The sequence below is a fragment of the Limosilactobacillus walteri genome (assembly GCF_014830205.1).
In the GTDB taxonomy this organism is placed as follows: domain Bacteria; phylum Bacillota; class Bacilli; order Lactobacillales; family Lactobacillaceae; genus Limosilactobacillus; species Limosilactobacillus walteri.
Window position 1 is genome coordinate 78,370 of record NZ_QORN01000029.1, and the last position, 19,260, is coordinate 97,629.

General features: G+C 39.8%; 19 protein-coding genes. 16 read left to right on the forward strand and 3 right to left on the reverse strand.

The window, feature by feature from the left end:
• Positions 1–111: 111 nt before the first annotated feature.
• The 10 genes from gap (at position 112) to smpB (ending at position 12,135) form a co-directional block, all read left to right on the forward strand.
• Positions 112–1,119, forward strand: a complete 1,008-nt coding sequence (gap, locus tag DTK66_RS07630) for a type I glyceraldehyde-3-phosphate dehydrogenase (protein ID WP_153930365.1) — start codon at positions 112–114, stop codon at positions 1,117–1,119.
• 92 nt (positions 1,120–1,211) lie between these two features.
• Positions 1,212–2,417 carry a phosphoglycerate kinase gene (locus DTK66_RS07635; RefSeq protein WP_153930366.1) on the forward strand — a complete coding sequence of 402 codons (1,206 nt, stop codon included), beginning with the start codon at positions 1,212–1,214 and terminating at the stop codon, positions 2,415–2,417.
• 208 nt (positions 2,418–2,625) lie between these two features.
• Complete coding sequence (gene tpiA / locus DTK66_RS07640) at positions 2,626–3,375, forward strand: triose-phosphate isomerase (protein WP_191668282.1); 750 nt, start codon at positions 2,626–2,628, stop codon at positions 3,373–3,375.
• A 90-nt stretch (positions 3,376–3,465) separates the two neighbouring features.
• Positions 3,466–4,788 carry a phosphopyruvate hydratase gene (eno, locus tag DTK66_RS07645; protein ID WP_153930368.1) on the forward strand — a complete coding sequence of 441 codons (1,323 nt, stop codon included), beginning with the start codon at positions 3,466–3,468 and terminating at the stop codon, positions 4,786–4,788.
• Positions 4,789–5,035: 247 nt separating this feature from the next.
• Positions 5,036–6,418 carry an amino acid permease gene (locus DTK66_RS07650; protein ID WP_153931362.1) on the forward strand — a complete coding sequence of 461 codons (1,383 nt, stop codon included), beginning with the start codon at positions 5,036–5,038 and terminating at the stop codon, positions 6,416–6,418.
• Between the two features lie 121 nt (positions 6,419–6,539).
• Positions 6,540–8,090, forward strand: a complete 1,551-nt coding sequence (locus DTK66_RS07655) for a ClC family H(+)/Cl(-) exchange transporter (protein WP_153931363.1) — start codon at positions 6,540–6,542, stop codon at positions 8,088–8,090.
• Positions 8,091–8,156: 66 nt separating this feature from the next.
• Complete coding sequence (gene secG / locus DTK66_RS07660) at positions 8,157–8,396, forward strand: preprotein translocase subunit SecG (RefSeq protein WP_003667480.1); 240 nt, start codon at positions 8,157–8,159, stop codon at positions 8,394–8,396.
• Positions 8,397–8,475: 79 nt separating this feature from the next.
• Complete coding sequence (locus DTK66_RS07665; RefSeq protein WP_191668283.1) at positions 8,476–9,252, forward strand: alpha/beta hydrolase; 777 nt, start codon at positions 8,476–8,478, stop codon at positions 9,250–9,252.
• Positions 9,239–11,644, forward strand: a complete 2,406-nt coding sequence (gene rnr, locus DTK66_RS07670; RefSeq protein WP_191668284.1) for a ribonuclease R — start codon at positions 9,239–9,241, stop codon at positions 11,642–11,644. Before DTK66_RS07665 ends, rnr begins: the two co-directional genes overlap by 14 nt.
• Before the next feature lie 17 nt (positions 11,645–11,661).
• Positions 11,662–12,135: an SsrA-binding protein SmpB gene (smpB, locus tag DTK66_RS07675; protein WP_153931366.1), complete on the forward strand. Its 474-nt coding sequence runs from the start codon at positions 11,662–11,664 to the stop codon at positions 12,133–12,135.
• Between the two features lie 68 nt (positions 12,136–12,203).
• Here the strand turns inward: smpB and DTK66_RS07680 are convergent, their stop codons facing one another.
• Entirely contained in the window at positions 12,204–12,773 is a 570-nt protein-coding gene (locus tag DTK66_RS07680; RefSeq protein ID WP_191668285.1) for an LURP-one-related/scramblase family protein, read from the reverse strand.
• Positions 12,774–12,924: 151 nt separating this feature from the next.
• Between DTK66_RS07680 and DTK66_RS07685 the strand changes: the two genes are divergently transcribed.
• From DTK66_RS07685 to DTK66_RS07700, 4 genes are all read left to right on the forward strand, one after another.
• Positions 12,925–13,629, forward strand: coding sequence for a uracil-DNA glycosylase (locus DTK66_RS07685; RefSeq protein WP_191668286.1), 705 nt, complete (start codon positions 12,925–12,927; stop codon positions 13,627–13,629).
• Between the two features lie 50 nt (positions 13,630–13,679).
• Positions 13,680–14,654 carry a phosphate acetyltransferase gene (gene pta, locus DTK66_RS07690; RefSeq protein ID WP_191668287.1) on the forward strand — a complete coding sequence of 325 codons (975 nt, stop codon included), beginning with the start codon at positions 13,680–13,682 and terminating at the stop codon, positions 14,652–14,654.
• A gap of 378 nt (positions 14,655–15,032) precedes the next feature.
• Complete coding sequence (gene tsaE, locus DTK66_RS07695) at positions 15,033–15,491, forward strand: tRNA (adenosine(37)-N6)-threonylcarbamoyltransferase complex ATPase subunit type 1 TsaE (RefSeq protein ID WP_153931369.1); 459 nt, start codon at positions 15,033–15,035, stop codon at positions 15,489–15,491.
• Positions 15,491–15,982, forward strand: coding sequence for a GNAT family N-acetyltransferase (locus DTK66_RS07700; RefSeq protein ID WP_153931370.1), 492 nt, complete (start codon positions 15,491–15,493; stop codon positions 15,980–15,982). Before tsaE ends, DTK66_RS07700 begins: the two co-directional genes overlap by 1 nt.
• Positions 15,983–16,017: 35 nt before the next feature.
• Here DTK66_RS07700 and DTK66_RS07705 read toward each other — a convergent pair whose 3' ends face one another.
• Together DTK66_RS07705 and DTK66_RS07710 are read right to left on the reverse strand one after the other, a co-directional pair.
• Entirely contained in the window at positions 16,018–16,440 is a 423-nt protein-coding gene (locus DTK66_RS07705) for a PAS domain-containing protein (protein ID WP_191668288.1), read from the reverse strand.
• 11 nt (positions 16,441–16,451) lie between these two features.
• Positions 16,452–16,988, reverse strand: a complete 537-nt coding sequence (locus DTK66_RS07710) for a 3'-5' exonuclease (protein WP_153931372.1) — start codon at positions 16,986–16,988, stop codon at positions 16,452–16,454.
• 125 nt (positions 16,989–17,113) lie between these two features.
• Between DTK66_RS07710 and murB the strand changes: the two genes are divergently transcribed.
• A complete protein-coding gene (gene murB, locus DTK66_RS07715; protein ID WP_191668289.1) occupies positions 17,114–18,010 on the forward strand; it encodes a UDP-N-acetylmuramate dehydrogenase in 897 nt (298 codons plus the stop codon).
• 323 nt (positions 18,011–18,333) lie between these two features.
• Positions 18,334–19,257, forward strand: coding sequence for a ribokinase (rbsK, locus tag DTK66_RS07720; protein ID WP_191668290.1), 924 nt, complete (start codon positions 18,334–18,336; stop codon positions 19,255–19,257).
• Positions 19,258–19,260 lie beyond the last annotated feature (3 nt).

Consider the following 19,260-nt stretch of genomic DNA (forward strand, 5'->3'; position numbering starts at 1 on the left):
TAGACCTTACCACTACGTCACTTACAATGGTTGAGAGTTGCGATGCTGATGTAATGTGATAAACTAAGCAAGTACACTAATTATGTTTTTCCTAAAGGAGGAATTTGCAGTATGACTGTAAAAATTGGTATTAACGGTTTTGGCCGTATTGGTCGTTTAGCATTTCGTCGGATTCACGAACTCAACACAGATGACATTGAAGTTGTTGCAATCAACGATTTGACTACTCCTTCCATGTTGGCATACTTACTTAAGTATGACTCAACTCATGGTAAGTTCCCAGGTGAAGTTACAGCTACTGATACTGGTATTGTTGTTGATGGTAAGGAATACCCTGTATATGCTGAACGTGATGCTCGTAACATTCCTTGGGTAAAGAACGATGGTGTTGACTTTGTCCTTGAATGTACTGGTTTCTACACTTCTGCTGAAAAGTCACAAGCACACATTGACGCTGGTGCAAAGCGTGTATTGATTTCAGCACCTGCTGGTAACATCCCAACTGTTGTTCCTGGTGTTAACCTTGATACTTTGAACAAGGACGATGTTATTGTTTCAGCTGGTTCATGTACTACTAGCTGCTTGGCACCAATGGCTAAGGTCTTAAATGACGAATTTGGTGTTAAGGTTGGTACTATGACTACTATCCACGCATTTACTTCTACTCAAGCTATCCTTGATGGCCCTCGTGGTAAGAAGATGCGTAACAACCGTACTGCAAGTGTAAACACTATTCCTCACTCAAGTGGTGCTGCTAAGGCTATTGGTTTAGTTATTCCTGAATTAAACGGTAAGCTTTCAGGTCACGCACAACGTGTTGGTGTTGTTGACGGTTCATTAACTGAACTTGTTTCTATCTTAGACAAGAAGGTTACTGTTGACCAAATCAACGATGCTATGAAGAAGGCTACTAACCCAGCATTCGGTTACACTGAAGATCCAATTGTTTCAACTGATATTATCGGTTCAACATACGGTTCAGTATTCGATCCTTCCCAAACTGAAATTATGGAAGGTGACGATGGTTCACAATTAGTTAAGACTGTTGCTTGGTACGACAACGAATACGGCTTCACTAGCAACATGATTCGGACTTTACTTCACTTTGCTACTCTTTAATTTGAAGTAACAAGTTGAATTAATTGATTTAAGGTGGGAGGAGGAATACTCCGCCCGCCTTTTTTCATCAAGAGAAGAGGAGACATAATACAATGGCTAAATTGACTGTTGAAGACCTTCCTTTAGAAGGCAAGAAAGTATTAATGCGTGTTGACTTTAATGTTCCAATTAAAGATGGTGTTGTGGGTGACGATAACCGGATCGTTGCAGCTTTACCAACAATTAAATACGTTATTGACCATGGTGGCCGGGCAATCTTATTCTCACACCTTGGTCGGATTAAGAAAGAAGAAGATAAGCCAGGACTTTCACTTCGTCCAGTTGCAGAACGTCTTTCTAACCTATTAAACAAGCCAGTAACATTTGTTCCAGTTACTGAAGGAAAGCAACTAGAAGATGCTATCGATAACATGAAGAATGGCGATGTTTTGCTTGTTCAAAATACTCGTTACGAAGATGTTAAGGATGGCGAATATGTAAAGCGTGAATCTGGTAATGACCCTGAATTAGGGAAGTACTGGGCTTCACTTGGCGATGTATTTGTAAACGATGCATTTGGTACTGCTCACCGTAAGCACGCATCAAATGTTGGTATTGCTACAAATATGCCAGGCAAGGCAGCGGCTGGTTACTTGATGGAAAAGGAAATCAAGTTCTTAGGTGATGCTGTTGATAATCCAGAACGTCCATTTGTTGCTATTCTTGGTGGTGCAAAGGTTTCTGATAAGATTGGTGTTATTGATAACCTTCTTGAAAAAGCTGATAAGATTATTATCGGTGGTGGAATGGCTTACACATTCTATGCTGCTAAGGGGATCAAGGTTGGTAACTCACTTGTTGAAAAGGACAAGATTGAGGTTGCCAAGCAGATCTTAGACAAGGCTGGCGATAAGTTAGTCTTACCAATCGACAATGTTGTTGCTGACAAGTTTAATAACGATGCTGATACTAAGGTAGTAGAAGGCGATATTGACGATGGCTGGATGGCTCTTGATATCGGTCCTAAGTCTGTTGAAGAATTTGAAAATGTTTTAAAGGATGCTAAGACTGTTGTTTGGAATGGACCAATGGGTGTATTCGAAATGCCTAACTTTGCTAAGGGAACTCTAGAAATTGGTAAGTTCCTTGGTACATTATCAGATGCAACTACGATTGTCGGTGGTGGTGACTCAACTGCTGCTGTTAAAGAATTAGGCGTTGCAGATAAGCTTACTCACATTTCAACTGGTGGTGGAGCATCATTGACCTACCTTGAAGGTAAGGAATTACCAGGAATTGCTGCAATTTCTGAAAAGTAAGCATAGGTAGCTTGCTGTCTGCGCATAAATTAACGGGGCTGGGAAAAAACTTTAGTTTTTTCACCAGCCTTTTTCGGTCTGTGAATCTTATAAAGTTTAATTGCAGAAGATAACCGTAAGGCTCAGTTCTAAGTACGAACGATGATTATAATTACAGCTCTAGCTAAGTCAACTATCTTGCTGAGAAGTTTTTTAGGAGGTGCGAGTAATGAGAGTACCGATTATTGCTGGAAATTGGAAAATGAATAAAGATGTCCAAGAGGCAGTCTCATTTGTTAATCAAATTAAAGATCATTTGCCACCAGCAAGCCAGCTTGAAACAGCCCTTGCAGCGCCGACGCTTTGTTTAGTGCCAATGGTAAAGGCTGCTGGTGGCTCCCCATTAAAGATAATGGCGGAAAATTGTTATTATAAAGATAGGGGAGCGTATACTGGCGAAACTAGCCCGTATGCTTTATATCAAGCAGGAATTCATCATGTTATCTTAGGACATTCTGAACGGAGAACGTATTTTCACGAAACAGATGAGTTAATCAATAAGAAGGTTAAAGCGGCTTTGCAAAATGGATTATGCCCAATTGTATGTTGTGATGATACGATGGGACGCCGGATAGCAGGGAAAAAGGTTCACTGGGTAGTCAGTAGGATTTTAGCGGACCTCCACGGATTATCTAATGACGAAATATGTCATGTAACGATTGCCTATGAACCAAGTTGGGCAATCGGAACTGGTGAGAGCGCTGATCCAGAGCAAGCGGCAGAAGGATGTTACCTAATTCGACAAACGATTAGTGATATGTATGGCGATGCAGTTGCTAATAATGTCCGTATCCTTTATGGGGGCAGTGTTACAAATGCTAATATCAATGCGCTGATGGCTAAAGCAGATATTGATGGGGTACTTGTCGGAACCGCTAGCTTAGATCCGCAAACATTTTTACAATTAGTTCACCATTAGCTTGTTAAATGCTTGTTTTTAATTGTGTAAAATAATACAATGATAATTGGAATTGCTTTCCAAATAAATGACAGAGGAGAGATTCATCAAATGTCACTCATTACAGATATTTATGCACGTGAAGTCCTTGATTCACGTGGTAACCCAACAGTTGAAGCAGAAGTTTATACAGAAGCCGGTGGCGTAGGCCGCGGTATCGTTCCTTCAGGTGCTTCAACTGGTGAACACGAAGCTGTTGAATTACGTGACGGCGACAAGAACCGTTTTGGCGGTAAGGGTGTTTTAAAGGCTGTTTCAAACGTAAACAACATTATTGCTAAGGAAATCGTAGGGATGGAAGTCACTGACCAAATCGCTATTGATAAGGCAATGATCAAGTTAGACGGTACTCCAAACAAGGGTAAGTTAGGTGCTAATGCTATTTTAGCTGTTTCATTGGCTGCTGCTCGGGCTGCTGCTGACGAATTACAAGTACCTCTTTACAACTACCTTGGTGGTTTTAACGCTCACGTATTGCCAACACCAATGATGAACGTTATTAACGGTGGTGCTCACTCAGATAACAAGGTTGATTTCCAAGAATTTATGATCATGCCAGTTGGTGCACCAACTGTTCGTGAAGCTATTCGTTGGGGCTCAGAAACTTTCCACGCTTTGAAGAAGGAATTGGAAGCTGCTGGTAAGGTAACCTCTGTTGGTGACGAAGGTGGATTTGCTCCTGACTTTGCTAACAACGAAGAACCATTCGAATACTTGATCAAGGCTATTGAAGATGCTGGTTACAAGCCAGGTAAGGACATTGCTATCGCCTTTGACGTTGCTGCTTCAGAATTATGGAACGATGAAGACAAGAAGTACAAGCTTCGTTGGTCAACTGGTGAAGAATACAGCACTGAAGAATGGATTAACTACTTATCAGGAATTATCGAAAAGTACCCTGTAGTATCTGTTGAAGACCCAATTGACGAAAACAACTGGGATGACTGGGTAACGATTACTGATAAGTTAGGTAAGAAAGTACAACTCGTTGGTGATGACTTCTTTGTAACTAACACTGATTACTTAAAGAAGGGTATCCAAATGGGTGCTGCTAACTCAATCTTAATCAAGCTTAACCAAATTGGTACTTTAACTGAAACTGTTGAAGCTATTGAAATGGCTAAGGAAGCTGGTTACACTGCTATTGTTTCCCACCGTTCTGGTGAAACTGAAGATACAACTATTGCTGACTTAGTTGTTGCTACTAATGCTGGACAAATCAAGACTGGTTCAATGAGCCGGACTGATCGTCTTGCTAAGTACAACCAATTAATGCGGATTGAAGATCAACTTGGTGATGTTGCTCAATACAAGGGTATTCACTCATTCTACAACTTGAGCCAACAAGCTCGTCAAGATATCGAAAACCGTTAATCTTAGAATAAATCTCTAAGAGTTTATAGAGACTATGGATTAATTTCCATGGTCTCTTTTTTATGCTTATTTTAAATAGTAAAGTAAAGTAACAACCGCAATGGCTAAACGATTAGCATTAATTAAAATAAGACGAAAAACGATTACATTGTTTATATTAAAAAATAATGAGAAAAAGCCGTTGGAATTTTGTAAAAAATATAATATAATCTTTAAGAGTTAAATTGACGAAAGGATAATGATACAAATGAAAAAATCGGCACCAGAGCTTAATCGTTCGATGACTGCTGGTCAGATGGAGATGATTTCACTTGGTGGTGCAATCGGGGTTGGACTTTTTATGGGTTCGACTTCGACCATTAAGTGGACTGGACCGTCTGTTTTACTTGCATATGCATTTGTTGGTTTGATTTTATATATTGTAATGCGAGCGTTAGGAGAGATGATTTATATCAATCCGGGGACGGGATCTTTTGCGGATTACGCAACTGAATATGTCCATCCCCTCGCTGGTTATCTTGCTAAGTGGGCCAATGTGTTTGAATACATCGTTGTGGGAATGTCTGAGGTTGTTGCGGCAACTGAATATCTAAAATATTGGTGGCCCCATATGCATACATGGGTTGCCGGAATCGTTATTATTATTTTCTTAGTATTAGCAAATCTGGCAAGTGCAAAGGCATATGGATCACTGGAATTTTGGTTTGCGATGATTAAGGTTGTTACGATTATCTTCATGATCTTATTAGGATTTATGGTGATTTTCTTCGGCTTTGGTAATGGCGGACATCCTACTGGTTTTAGTAATTTATGGGCGCATGGCGGTTTCTTTACTGGTGGATGGAGTGGTTTCTTCTTCTCCATGTCAATTATCGTCGGTTCATACGAAGGAATTGAATTATTAGGTATTTCTGCGGGTGAGGTTGCTAACCCTCAAAAGGCGATTATTAAATCAGTTAAATCAGTGCTTTTCCGAATCTTGATTTTTTATGTTGGTGCAATTTTTGTTATTGTTACTATTTATCCATGGAATGAGTTAAGTAGTGTGGGGTCACCATTTGTATCAACCTTTGCGAAAGTTGGGATTACGGCCGCTGCTTCGATTATTAACTTTGTTGTGTTAACGGCTGCTCTTTCAGGAGCAAACTCTGGAATCTACAGTTCTAGTCGGATGCTCTTTAAGTTGTCACACGAAGGGGATGCGCCCAAGATTTTTGGACGGTTGTCGAAAAGAATTGTTCCCGATGCGGCAATTTTAGGGATTTCTGGTGGAATTCTTATTGGTTTTATTATTGACATGATTTCATCAGTTTATAGTCATTCAACTTCTGATATGTTCGTTGTTGTCTTCAGTTCCTCAGTGCTTCCCGGAATGATTCCGTGGTTTGTAATTCTGTGGGCGGAGTTACGTTTTCGGCGTAATAACAAGGATTTAATGCTTGACCATCCATTTAAGTTGCCGTTATATCCATTTTCTAATTATTTCGCGTTTATCATGCTAATTGTGATTGTGATCTTTATGTTCATCAATCCCGATACCCGTGTTTCCGTAATTGTTGGTGCGGCAGTATTAATCTTAGCAGTAGTCGTTTATCTTGTTCGGCACGGCTTTAAGACCGAAAAAGCTTAAAAATTTAATATCTTGATGGGAGTAGCAAGGAGTTACGGTTAATTTCTTGGCTACTCCTATTTTCTATCATCGAATGATTGTAGTAAAATGGCTAGTAGACTTTTAATAATTGGAGAAGAAGATGGAAAGTAGAAAACAAACATTTCATCGCTATAATCAGTTCAATCAGTTACTGCGTGCAATTTTAATTGGAATATTAACCGGATTAGTTGTGAGTGTCTTTCGGTTAACAATTCAGTTTTTTTTGCAATTTGTTAGGGCTAGTTTTACATATTTTCATACTCATCCGTGGGGCCTCTTTTTATGGTTGGGAGGTTCAATCATCCTTGCTTTAATTCTTGGTTGGTTAGCGCAACGCAATCCAGATATTAAAGGGTCAGGGATTCCGCAAGTTGAAGGACAGTTAACTAATCAATTTGACGAAAAATGGTGGCCGGTTTTATGGCGAAAATTTGTCGGTGGAATTTTTGCCATTGGTTCTGGCCTATATCTTGGTCGAGAAGGGCCCTCGATTCAATTAGGGGCAACGATTGGTCAAGGAATAGAAGAAACGGCTAAAGTCGGTCATTTAAATCGCCAAATTGGGATTGCAAGTGGCGCAGCAGCTGGGCTTTCAGCGGCCTTCAATGCCCCTATCGCAGCTACTATTTTTATTTTAGAAGAGGTTTACCATAACTTTTCTCCTGTAATTTGGCTGTCGACTTTTGTTAGTGCGCTTTGCTCAAATATGGTTTCAATGCAGTTTTTTGGCTTACGACCAGTCTTGAATGTTCCTTATAATTACATGTTGCCGAATGATCTTTACTGGCACCTGATTGTTTTAGGAATTATTCTCGGAGTCCTTGGGCGCCTATACCAGGTTGTTATCCTAAATTTAAACTCATGGGCAGCCAGAATACCGCATTTACCACCAATTGCTTATCCGATTATTCCATTCATCTTGGTGATTCCAATTGCGTGGTACTTCCCGTTAACTCTTGGCGGCGGTAATGAGCTGATTAGTGGGTTGCGTTCTTTGCCATTTTCGCTCTCGTTATTTGTTGGATTGTTTGTATTGCGTTTTGTCTTTTCGATGATTAGTTATGGTTCACAACTGCCTGGAGGGATCTTTTTACCGATTCTGACATTAGGAGCGATTTTAGGAGCTGTGTATTGTGCGTTAATGGTTCGTCTCGGGTTAATGCCTATCCGTTATTTACCTAATTTTATTATTTATGCGATGGCTGGCTATTTTGCTTGTATTAGTAAGGCGCCTTTTACTGCTATCCTATTAATTACAGAAATGGTGGGTTCATTAGCGCATCTGATGCCGTTAGCATTGGTGGCCGTTGTTGCTTACTTAGTAGTTGATATATTGCATGGGGAGCCGGTTTATACAGCAATGTTTAATGCTTTTATCGGTAATAATCCCCAACAACGAAAGCATAAAGAAGATGTAACAATGCCAATCACGATTTATGCTGGAGCTCAGTTAGATGGCTGCCAAGTAAAAGACTATCATTGGCCAGCAGACACTATTGTAATGGTAGTCTGCCGTGGCGAGGAAAAAATAATTCCAAACGGGCAAACGAAACTTTTAGCAGGTGATACGTTAATTTTACGGGTAAACTCAGCAGCTACTCGGCAAGTATATTATAAAGTTACCCGTGCAGCTCATTATGCGCAAGGATAGCAATAGAACTGTAAGTATGGTATGATAATTGAGATAATAGCGTGAAAGTATTAGGAGGAGAATTCCTTGTATAACACATTAATGACTTTATTCTTAATTGATTGCGTTGTATTAATCGCATGTGTGATGATGCAACCAGCAAAAAACGATAATGATGCAATGTCAGCATTGACTGGTGGTGCTGGTGACTTATTCTCGCGTCGTAAAGCACGGGGATTTGAAGCAGTTATGCAAATTGTTACAACGATTTGTGGTGCACTCTTCTTTATTCTGGCATTGGCAATGATTTACGTCTCGTCACATTAAATTTAAAGTGCCTCCTGAAGTTATTGTGATTCCAGGAGGCTTTTTTATCACTACGCGGTAAAGTTTGGGGGATGGTTTAGTGAAAACATATACTGGTGAATCTTTTTTCTTTCCTCATAGCGGACGACGTGGTGTCATTTTAATTCATGCATACACTGGTAATACCAATGATGTTCGCATGTTGGGGCGGCAACTCAATTGGCAAGGATATACCGTTTTTGCCCCCCTATTGAGTGGCCATGGTGGCGATCCTAAGAATGTGCTGGCGAGTAATGGGCCGGCAGATTGGTGGGATGATACGCGAATGGCGATTTTTCGTCTTCGTGATGCAGGAATTGATCAAATTGCGGTGTTTGGTCTTTCATTAGGTGGATTATTGGCAACAAAAGCACTTGAAAATGATCCTCAATTACTAGGAGGAGGTGTTTTTGCCTCGCCAGTTACAACTTGGGGGCAGTCAAATGTGCCAGAATATTTCCCTAAACTTGCTGCGAAGTATTATCGCCAACGAAAATTTAATCCATTAATAATTCATGAAAAAATTGATAAACTATTAATCCGCCTACCACATCAACTTAACCAGATAAAATCAATGGCTCATCAAATATCTAACGATTTGGATCAAATCCACCAACCATTTTTTATCGCTCAAGGTGGTGCTGACGAGATTATTGACCCTCAATCAGGATTTCAACTAAAAGAACGGTTGCTAGCTAATGGCAATATAGTTGATTATCACTATTATCCTGATGCAACACATCTATTAACCGTCAATACGGCTCATCGTCAATTATTTGCCGATGTGGAAAAATATCTACAAAATTTATTCGAGGTGTCTTCCAATGACAACAAATAATAATTTAAAAGAAAAAATATTAACGCATTTAACAGACAATGCAAACATAAGTTATTCAGCTGAACGTCTTGCCCATCAATTGGGGATGAACGATGCTGATCAGTTTACCCCCATTGTCCAAGCCCTTGCTCAATTAGAACGGGAGAAGAAAGTTAAGGTAACGGAGAAAGGTGAATTTGAAGCAATTATCAAACAACAGCCGTTAGTTGGTACTTTTCATGGAAATGATAAGGGATTTGGTTTCGTGGATTATGATCCCGACTTGCCAGATATGTATATTAATCCCGATCATACTCTTCATGCCTTAAACGGGGACACGGTTGAAGTTAAGGTGCTACGTCCGGCTAAACCTGGCAGCGATCAAGGCCCCGAAGGACAGGTTACCCGGATTGTTGAACATAAGTATGAGCAGATGGTCGGCGAGTTTAAACAAGAAACAGTCGGAAATTACATCGGGGAAATCTTGCTAAAAGATAAAAAGCTATCCCAATATCATTTTTACGTAACTGATAAAGGATTAAAGCCATTAGATGGTCAGGTTGTTACCGCAACGATTGAGACTTATCCGAGTGATGAGGCTCCCCAAGTATTAACCGGGGCAGTGACAGAGGTCATCGGGGATAAGGATGAACCGGGAATTGACATTATGTCGGTAATCTATGCTCATGATGTCCCGCATGAATTCCCTAAAGAAGTAATGGAACAGGCTAATAAGATTCCACTACAAGTCCTTCCTGAAGAAAAAAAAGGACGGGAAGATATTACGGATCAGCCATTAGTGACAATTGATGCGATTGAATCAAAAGACTTGGATGATGCGGTTGTTGCTTGGAAAATGGATAATGGTCATTATCATCTTGGGGTTCATATTGCGGATGTGAGTCATTACGTTAAACCAGGGACCCCCCTTGATCGGGAAGCATTTAAACGGGGTACTTCTGTTTATCTTACTGATCGGGTGGTACCAATGCTTCCTAAACGTCTTTCAAATGGAATTTGTTCATTAAATCCAGGAGAAGAACGGCTGGCAATGAGCTGTGAGATGGAGATTGACGAGCAAGGACATATTGTTAACCACCGCATCTTCCCAAGTGTAATGAAATCTCATGCGCGGATGACATATAAAGCTGTAAACCGAATTTTGGAATCTCACGATGCAAAGACAATAAAGCAATATGAAGATCTTGTACCAATGTTTGAGACGATGGGTGAAATTCACAAACTCTTGCTCAAAAACCGTAAGAAGCGCGGAGCAATCGATTTTGAAGCACCGGAAGCAAAGATTATTGTTGACGATAAAGGTCACCCAACAGATATCCAATTGCGGGAACGGGGCTTATCAGAACGAATGATTGAGTCATTCATGCTAGCTGCTAATGAAACGGTTGCTGAACACTACTTTAAGGAACACGTTCCATTTCTTTACCGGATTCACGAGACTCCCGATAATGATCGGGTTAAGTCATTCGTTGATTTCTTAAGCGTATTTGGGATTAATGTTCATGGGGACATCAAGAATGTTAAGCCGAAGATGCTGCAAAAGGTATTAAAGGATGTTGCAGGAACGCCTGAAGAACAAATGGTTCAAGTAATGCTATTGCGGAGTATGCAACAAGCAAAATACTCTGATGAAGAATTAGGCCACTTTGGATTAGGGGCAAAGTATTATACACACTTTACTTCACCAATTCGGCGGTATCCTGATGATACTGTTCACCGTTTAATTAAATGGTATGACAAACATGGAAAGAATGAAGCTGCTAAAGATCATTGGCGCGATAAGCTTCCAGAGATTGCTGAACATACTTCTGTGACTGAACGACGGGGGATTGATACCGAACGTGATGTTGATAGCATGAAGAAGGCTGAGTACATGGAAGACCATGTAGGCGAGACTTTTGATGCTGTTGTTAGTTCAGTAATGAAGTTTGGCTTATTTGTCGAATTACCAAATACGGTAGAAGGATTAATTCATATTAGCGTTATGAATGATGATTATTATGAATATTCAGAAAAACATTTGGCATTGATTGGCCGGCGTTCGCATCGGATTTTCCAAATTGGTCAGCCAATTAAGGTTAAGTTAATTCGAGCAGATAAAGATTTGCGTGAGGTCGACTTTGAATTAGTTAACCCTGAAAGTGCTCCAAAGACCAAAATCCGGGTACCGCATAATGATGAGTATCGCGGCCGGGGTCGTGGTCGTAATGGACGTTCAAATAATAATAGTCGTCGTGAAAATAATAATGGAAGCCATTATCGGAACACACAAGGCAAGTGGCGGCGTAGTCATCAGGAAAATGGCCGGCAAAATAATCGGCAAATAAATCGTGGACAAACACGGCACCACAATAATTCGCGTGATCAAGAAAACGTTCGTCGTCACCATTAAAAGTGGGGAGGAATATTATGGCAAAAAAATCCCAGCAGCCAAATAGCGATAACTTAATTGCTCAAAATAAAAAGGCCCGTCACGATTATTTTGTAACAGACACAGTTGAAGCAGGCTTGGTCTTAACAGGAACCGAAATAAAGTCGGTTCGTGCTCACCGGGTTAATCTTAAGGATGGATTTGCACAGGTTCGTAATGGTGAAGCATGGTTAATGAACGTGCATATCAGTGAATATGATAACGGTACGTATTTTAATCAAGATCCGTTGCGCAATCGAAAGTTATTATTGCATAAAAAAGAAATTAATAAACTTAATGGTGCTTTACAAGATAAAGGGGTTACGCTTATTCCGTTAAAAATGTATATTAAGCATGGTTACGCAAAAGTCCTCTTAGGGCTGGCGAAGGGTAAACATCAATATGATAAACGGGAAGCAATTAAGCGACGTGAACAAAACCGAGAAATTGAACGGGTAATGAAGCATTATTAAATAAAAAGGGTTGTTAATAATTGCCAGATAGAGAAGTGCAATTATCAACAACCTTTTATTTTACTTTCTTAGTTAATTGATAGATTTAATTGGTTACTAATCGAAAATGACATGCTTGTTCCTAAATTTGGAGAACGTTTTAATAATTTAGCGAAAATCGGTTCTTGATTGCTTCGTCGTGCCCAGTGATTCAGGATGCTAGCAACGAGAATGGCTAATGGCTCATCATTTTTATTATTTACTTTTAATTCGTGACAATAACCGCTTGAAAGTTTAACCGGATGAATAGAAAAAACTAAGTGGCTACCATAAAATACCCGATAACGACTTGTTAAAGGGGAACCAACGATAATCCAATTGATGCCCCGAATGTAGACGACCTGTTGAACAAGACCAAAGCCTTTGCCAATTGTTCCAACGCGTTGACGGTTAACATATAATGCAAATTTTGGTAATAGACCTAGTGAAAGTTGTTTTACTTCGGCTAAAAGTGCGCCATCAATTGCATACAATGATAGGGCATCGTGTCTTATTCCCCACTTACCGACAAGGAGATAGCAGGATTTGCCATTTTTATCGCGAATAACAGTTGTCCCGTGTAAATCTGTTGAACGATCACGAATATATAATTGTCGCACTTTGCCACCACCATTCTTTGATAATCTATCTTTTATTTTACCAGCTTATTGCTAAAATTGGTGAATAAACTTCTAACAATAAAAAACGCTTCCAATTTATCGCATCATGATGTTTAATTATGCTAAAATAATAGGCGAGGTGCTAATAATCGTGAAACAATTAATTCATAATGACTGGTGGGAAGTCTTAAAGCCCCAGTTTGAAAGTGCATACTATGCACAGTTGCATAATTTCTTAAAAGAAGAATATACACATCAAACAATTTATCCCGAAATGCATCATATTTTTGAAGCATTTGAATGGACACCGTTTAGTAAGGTGAAGGTTGTTATTCTTGGGCAAGATCCATACCACGGACCTAATCAGGCCCATGGGTGCAGCTTTTCAGTATTGCCGGGTGTTCCAGTTCCGCCATCATTACAGAATATCTACAAAGAACTGCAAGCTGACTTAGGCTGTACACCAGTTAATCATGGCTACTTAAAAAAGTGGGCAGACCAAGGTGTCTTGTTACTAAATTCTGTCTTGACAGTTCGTGCGGGGCAAGCGTACTCGCATCGTGGTCATGGTTGGGAACAATTAACAGATGCGGCTATCCATGCTTTGTCTGAACGTCCTAAACCAGTTGTCTTTATCCTCTGGGGACGAGCAGCCCGGAATAAAAAACAATTGATTAATACCACCACTAATATCGTCTTGGAATCGGCTCACCCTAGTCCACTATCTGCAAATCGTGGTTTCTTTGGATCACGGCCATTTTCAAAGACTAATGAGGCACTTCAAGCAATGGGAGAACAGCCAATCGACTGGCAGTTACCTGCCCAACCAATTATTGATAAAGGCGTGACGAGATAGAAAGTCACAACTTTAAAATGTTTAGTAACCATTAAGGAGGTACTTGCATTATGGAATTATTTGATGAGATTGCTGCAAAGGTAAAGGGACAAAATAAGACAATTGTTTTTCCTGAAGGTGAAGATAAGCGGATTTTAGGCGCTGCCGTCCGGTTGAAGAAAGATGGTTTAGTAGAGCCGATCCTTCTTGGTGATCAGGATGCAATTGAAAAAGTTGCTACAGAAAATAACTTTGATCTTGCTGGTTTACAAATTATTGATCCCGCTACTTATCCTGAAGAAGATAAGCAAGCAATGTTTGACTCACTAATGGAACGGCGGAAGGGTAAGAATACTCCTGAACAAATTCATAAGATGCTTGAAGATGTTAGCTACTTTGGAACTATGCTTGTCTATATGGGAAAGGCTGACGGAATGGTATCTGGTGCTGTTCATTCAACTGGTTCAACAGTTCGGCCGGCTTTACAAATTGTTAAAACCAAGCCAGGCGCTCACCGTATTAGTGGTGCATTCTTAATGCTTAAAGGTGATAAGCGTTATATCTTTGCTGATTGTGCAATTAACATTGAATTAGATGCGCCAACAATGGCAGAAATTGCTGTTCAAAGTGCAGAAACGGCACGCCTATTTGAAATTGATCCTAAGGTTGCCCTCCTTAGCTTCTCTACTAAGGGATCGGCAAAGGGTGACATGGTTACCAAGGTTGCCGATGCTACTAACCTTGTCCACGATATGGATCCAGAATTGCCTGTTGATGGTGAATTACAATTTGATGCGGCTGTTGTTCCAGAAGTTGGTGAATTAAAGGCGCCAGGTTCAAAGGTTGCTGGTCACGCCAACGTCTTTATCTTCCCTAGTTTGGAAGCTGGTAATATTGGTTACAAGATTGCTCAACGTTTTGGTGGCTTTACGGCCGTGGGACCAATCTTGCAAGGACTTAATGCCCCAATTGCCGATCTTTCACGGGGATGCAGTGAAGATGATGTATACAAGGTTGCAATGATTACCGCTGCTCAAGCACTATAAAATTAATTGGGAGTGGAAAATAACCTTCTCGATAAGGCAGTTTGCTAAGTTAAGACGATGATTAGCACGTTACAGGTTGCTTATTATTCGCACTTAGACGCGAATCTTGTGGTTATTGGTCATGTTATCTTGTTATTGTTTATTAAAATAGTAGAGGCTGGGGAAAACTCAGTCTCTTTGTTGTTTTAAATATGAAAATACAACAAAGATAGTAGCTAGCTGGTAGTCAACTGTTAATAAATCATCATTTGACCAGCTTAGCCAGCTGAAGGGAGGTAGAATTACGAACCAGATAAGCTAGTTCTATCCTATACTCTTTTTGTTTTTGGCTGAATAGGCTACAATAGGGCTAGTTATTATGAAGCAGGAGAGATTAATATGGAAAAATTAACCATGACAAGCCGTGAGAAAACGATTGATCTTGGAGAAAAGATTGGTCAACAGTTAGTAGCAGGTGATGTCTTAGTTCTAGATGGGGATCTCGGTGCTGGGAAAACGACTTTTACTAAGGGCCTTGCTAAGGGGCTGGAAATACCAGATATTATTAAAAGTCCAACTTTTACCATCATTCATGAATATCAAGATGGGCGGTTACCGTTATACCATATGGACGCTTATCGTTTGGAAAATGGTGGAGCAGAGGACTTAGGACTTGAAGAATACTTTGATGGCGACGGGGTATCAGTTGTTGAATGGGCTGAGTTTGTTGAAGATGAATTACCTGCAGACTTTTTGGCAATTCACTTCAAGCGGACAGGTGATGATGATACGCGAGTACTCGAATTTGAACCACATGGCAAACATTTTAATCAAATCGTAAGAGGCGTGATTGAGTAATGGCAGACGAGATTTCAATTAAGTTGGCTACAAGCAAAGATGCTGAGCAGGTTTTAAAATTTTTGCGGGAAACTGCCATGGAAAGTGATGCGGTTCTCATTCCGCATTTAAATGAAGTTAGTCAAACAGAAGAAGCTAGAAATATCGACTTAATTAACCAGTTCGATGATTGTGTGATGCTATTAGCGATGCTAGAGGATGAAATTGTTGGCATGGTAACGGTAATGGTATTAGAAAACCAACCAACTACCGGTGAACTAGGCGTAATTGTCCGTAAAAAGTATTGGCGAAATGGGATTGGCCGTTTGCTAGTTGATGAAGCTGAATACTGGTTTAATACGTATAGTAGTTTGGAGAACTTAGTCTTAACAGTCTTTGAGGATAATGTGGCAGCAATTAAGTTATACCATCAACTAAATTTTGTGGATACTGGGAGGACAATTGAAGAAGGACACCGTGTTATTCAGATGAAATACCGGCCAAGAAAATAAGGATTCAGGTGTTGGATATCCAACAACCTGAACCCTTATTTTTTATGAAAAATTTGTTTAATGTTGCGCCAGCGGGAACCTTTTTGTTGGTGGGTGCTAACATCTTGGGTAACTTCAACGCATCCTAAATAATGGTCATCTTCATCACGAAGGGCATAAAAAGCAATGTTAACGGGATGATCATGGTGTTTAATCATGATATTAATTGAGTCACGATCCCCACTGTGCATATCATGAAGAACCTGTTTAACATGGTTTTGGCTATGGCCAGGATGAACTTCTAATACATGCTTTCCAAGGTCACTATCTGTTCGCTTGAAGAGACGATGTTTATTCGCCGAGGACCATCGGACGATATCATTCTCGTCAATAAAATCAAATTCAACAGGGATAGTTTTAAAAATAGCGTTTAATTGTTTGAGGCTAAGCTGGCCGCCCTTAAGTTTAATTTCTGTCATTATGTCTCCTTTCATCCCACCATTTTAATAAAAGGTTGGATTTGTTGCGGGGTAAAGTGCTGACTCTGGTAGAGTAAAATATTAGCGCAGGCTTGAGCATCATCAAGTGCGTTATGGTGGTGATGAAGATCAATATTTAATGCATCACATACGGTATTTAACTTATAATTTGCTAAGCCGGGGATTAATCGGCGACTACTGGTAACTGTGTCAAGGGTTTGATAAGCCGGCACTTCAAGCTGATAGTGTTCAAGAGTGTTTTTTAAGACACTGTTGTCAAAACGATTATTATGCGCAATTACTAGCTTATCAGGAGTAAAAAACTGTTTAACGTGTTGCCATACTGCTGGAAAGTCTGGCGCATTCAAAACATCGCGTTCATGAATCCCATGAATTTGAATGTTACGCCAGAAAAAGTCAGTATGGGGATTAATTAGTGTATAGAACTCATCAGCGATCTGTCCGTTGCGAACAATCGTTAATGCTAATGAACAGGCACTATAACGTTTACCGCTTGCAGTTTCAAAGTCCATAGCTACAAAGTTCATTTAGTACCCTCCTTGCAAATTTCAATATTATTATTGTACAATCAACTAATCATTTTTCAAAACTTTTAATATAGAAAAATGATACAATAGCTTTTGAAAGTAAATACAAAAAGGAAGAAAATAAAATGGCTAATTTGATGAATGAGTTTCCTGATATTGAAATTAAACAAGATGAACCATTAATGAATTATACTTACACTCATACTGGGGGACCAGCTGATTGGCTAGCCTTTCCTGAAACGGTTGATCAGGTTAAAGAATTAGTAGATTATGTTCGGGAACATAGTATGTCGTTAACTGTTCTTGGAAACGCAAGTAACTTAATTGTTGGTGACGGTGGGGTAGATGATTTAACGATAATTCTTACCCGTCTTAATAAAATAGCGGTTCAAGACAATAAAGTGACGGCTCAAGCCGGAGCGTCATATATTGATACTACTAAGGCTGCTCGCGATAACAATCTTACTGGATTAGAATTTGCTGCAGGAATTCCTGGAAGTATTGGCGGGGCCATTTTTATGAACGCTGGGGCGTATGGTGGCGAGACCAAAAACGTTGTTACTGATGTGACGGTTATGTTGCCAGATGGGACAATCAAGCATCTTTCAAATAAGGAGTTAGATTTTGGCTATCGTCATAGCAGTATTCAAGAAAATAATGGGGTGGTATTGGATGCGACCTTTACCCTTGAACCTGGTGATTACGATGAAATAAAAGCCAAAATGGATGATTTAAACGATCGTCGTGCAGCAAAGCAGCCCCTTGATTTACCGTCTTGCGGAAGTGTATTTAAGCGACCGGAAGGATATTATGCAGGTAAATTAATTCATGATGCCGGTCTACAAGGTTATACATCTGGTGGTGCTCAGGTCTCAACTAAACATGCGGGCTTTATTGTCAACATTGACCATGGGACTGCAGCTGATTACGTAAATGTAATCCACCATGTCCAAAAAACAGTTAAAGAGAAATTTGGCGTTGATTTAGAAACTGAAGTAAGAATTATTGGACGCCGCGATTAATAATTAAAAGTGTAAGGCTTGAGGTAGTTCTCTCATAGCTTTATGCTTTTTCTTTTTTAAATATCGTGAAATCTTTAGCGAGGTTAAATTGCCTTAACATCAAAGGAAAATGACAGTAACTACGATTATTTATTGGTAGATTATGAAAGAATCTCACAAATTACTCATTGAAAAATTATTTACTTTGACAAAAAGCGTTTTCGCAGTCTTTAAAGGTATATCGATAAACTATAAAAGCTAATTAATTTTGTAATCACTTTCAAAATGTGATAGGATATTTAAGTCTCGTTTTATAAAAAATTCACAAAGTTAGGAGTATATTTATGAGCAATAATGTAGTTGTTTTGGGAAGCATTAATGTTGATACGACTTATCATGTCGATCGTTTCCCACAACCTGGCGAAACTATCTCTGCAGTAAGTAAAAGTTCTGCTCCAGGTGGTAAGGGTGCTAATCAAGCGGTAGCGGCAGCTCGATCTGGTGCGGTAACTGCTTTTATTGGGGCCGTGGGTTCTGATAAAGAAGGGACTTATATGCTGGAATCATTAACAGATGACAGCATTGATACTCACCATATTATGACTGATAAATTACATGGTACTGGTAGCGCGGCGATTACTCTTGACGCCAATGGTCAAAATGACATTATGGTGTATGGTGGTGCTAATCAAGCAATGACTACGGATGTCTTAGTCGGGATTGAAGATGTACTATCTGACGCCGATTTCTTAATTAGTCAATTTGAAACTCCACAAGAAGTGACATTGGCTGCATTTAAACAGGCTAAAGAACACGGAGTAACAACGCTCTTAAACCCGGCGCCAGCTCATGAAATTTTGCCTGAATTATTAAAATATACCGATGTTATCACGCCAAATGAGAGTGAGTGTGCGCTTTTAACGGGAATTACGATTACTGATGAAGAATCAATGTTAAAGAGTGCAGAATACTTCCGTGAACGTGGCGTTAAGCATCTTTTGATTACATTAGGATCTAAGGGTGTCTTCTATTCAACGCCAACAGCACATGGATTGGTGCCAGCATTTAAGGTCAAAGCTGTAGATACTACAGCAGCAGGTGATACGTTCCTTGGAGCACTAAGTTCACAATTAGAGAAGGACCTGTCAAATGTTGATAAAGCATTGGTATATGCTCAACGTGCATCTAGTTTGACTGTTCAGCAAATGGGAGCAATGCCATCCATTCCAGATTATGAGATGGTTGTAAAAGCATTAGCAGAAAAGTAAGGA

What these genes read in the sequence shown, in the direction of transcription:
- rnr (WP_191668284.1), top strand. Translation starts at nt 9,239, where the DNA reads ATGACAACAAATAATAATTTAAAAGAAAAAATATTAACGCATTTAACA.
- DTK66_RS07635 (WP_153930366.1), top strand. Translation starts at nt 1,212, where the DNA reads ATGGCTAAATTGACTGTTGAAGACCTTCCTTTAGAAGGCAAGAAAGTA.
- tpiA (WP_191668282.1), top strand. Translation starts at nt 2,626, where the DNA reads ATGAGAGTACCGATTATTGCTGGAAATTGGAAAATGAATAAAGATGTC.
- DTK66_RS07650 (WP_153931362.1), top strand. Translation starts at nt 5,036, where the DNA reads ATGAAAAAATCGGCACCAGAGCTTAATCGTTCGATGACTGCTGGTCAG.
- rbsK (WP_191668290.1), top strand. Translation starts at nt 18,334, where the DNA reads ATGAGCAATAATGTAGTTGTTTTGGGAAGCATTAATGTTGATACGACT.
- DTK66_RS07710 (WP_153931372.1), bottom strand. Translation starts at nt 16,988, where the DNA reads ATGAACTTTGTAGCTATGGACTTTGAAACTGCAAGCGGTAAACGTTAT.
- eno (WP_153930368.1), top strand. Translation starts at nt 3,466, where the DNA reads ATGTCACTCATTACAGATATTTATGCACGTGAAGTCCTTGATTCACGT.
- pta (WP_191668287.1), top strand. Translation starts at nt 13,680, where the DNA reads ATGGAATTATTTGATGAGATTGCTGCAAAGGTAAAGGGACAAAATAAG.
- DTK66_RS07705 (WP_191668288.1), bottom strand. Translation starts at nt 16,440, where the DNA reads ATGACAGAAATTAAACTTAAGGGCGGCCAGCTTAGCCTCAAACAATTA.
- murB (WP_191668289.1), top strand. Translation starts at nt 17,114, where the DNA reads ATGGCTAATTTGATGAATGAGTTTCCTGATATTGAAATTAAACAAGAT.
- DTK66_RS07700 (WP_153931370.1), top strand. Translation starts at nt 15,491, where the DNA reads ATGGCAGACGAGATTTCAATTAAGTTGGCTACAAGCAAAGATGCTGAG.
- tsaE (WP_153931369.1), top strand. Translation starts at nt 15,033, where the DNA reads ATGGAAAAATTAACCATGACAAGCCGTGAGAAAACGATTGATCTTGGA.
- smpB (WP_153931366.1), top strand. Translation starts at nt 11,662, where the DNA reads ATGGCAAAAAAATCCCAGCAGCCAAATAGCGATAACTTAATTGCTCAA.
- DTK66_RS07655 (WP_153931363.1), top strand. Translation starts at nt 6,540, where the DNA reads ATGGAAAGTAGAAAACAAACATTTCATCGCTATAATCAGTTCAATCAG.
- gap (WP_153930365.1), top strand. Translation starts at nt 112, where the DNA reads ATGACTGTAAAAATTGGTATTAACGGTTTTGGCCGTATTGGTCGTTTA.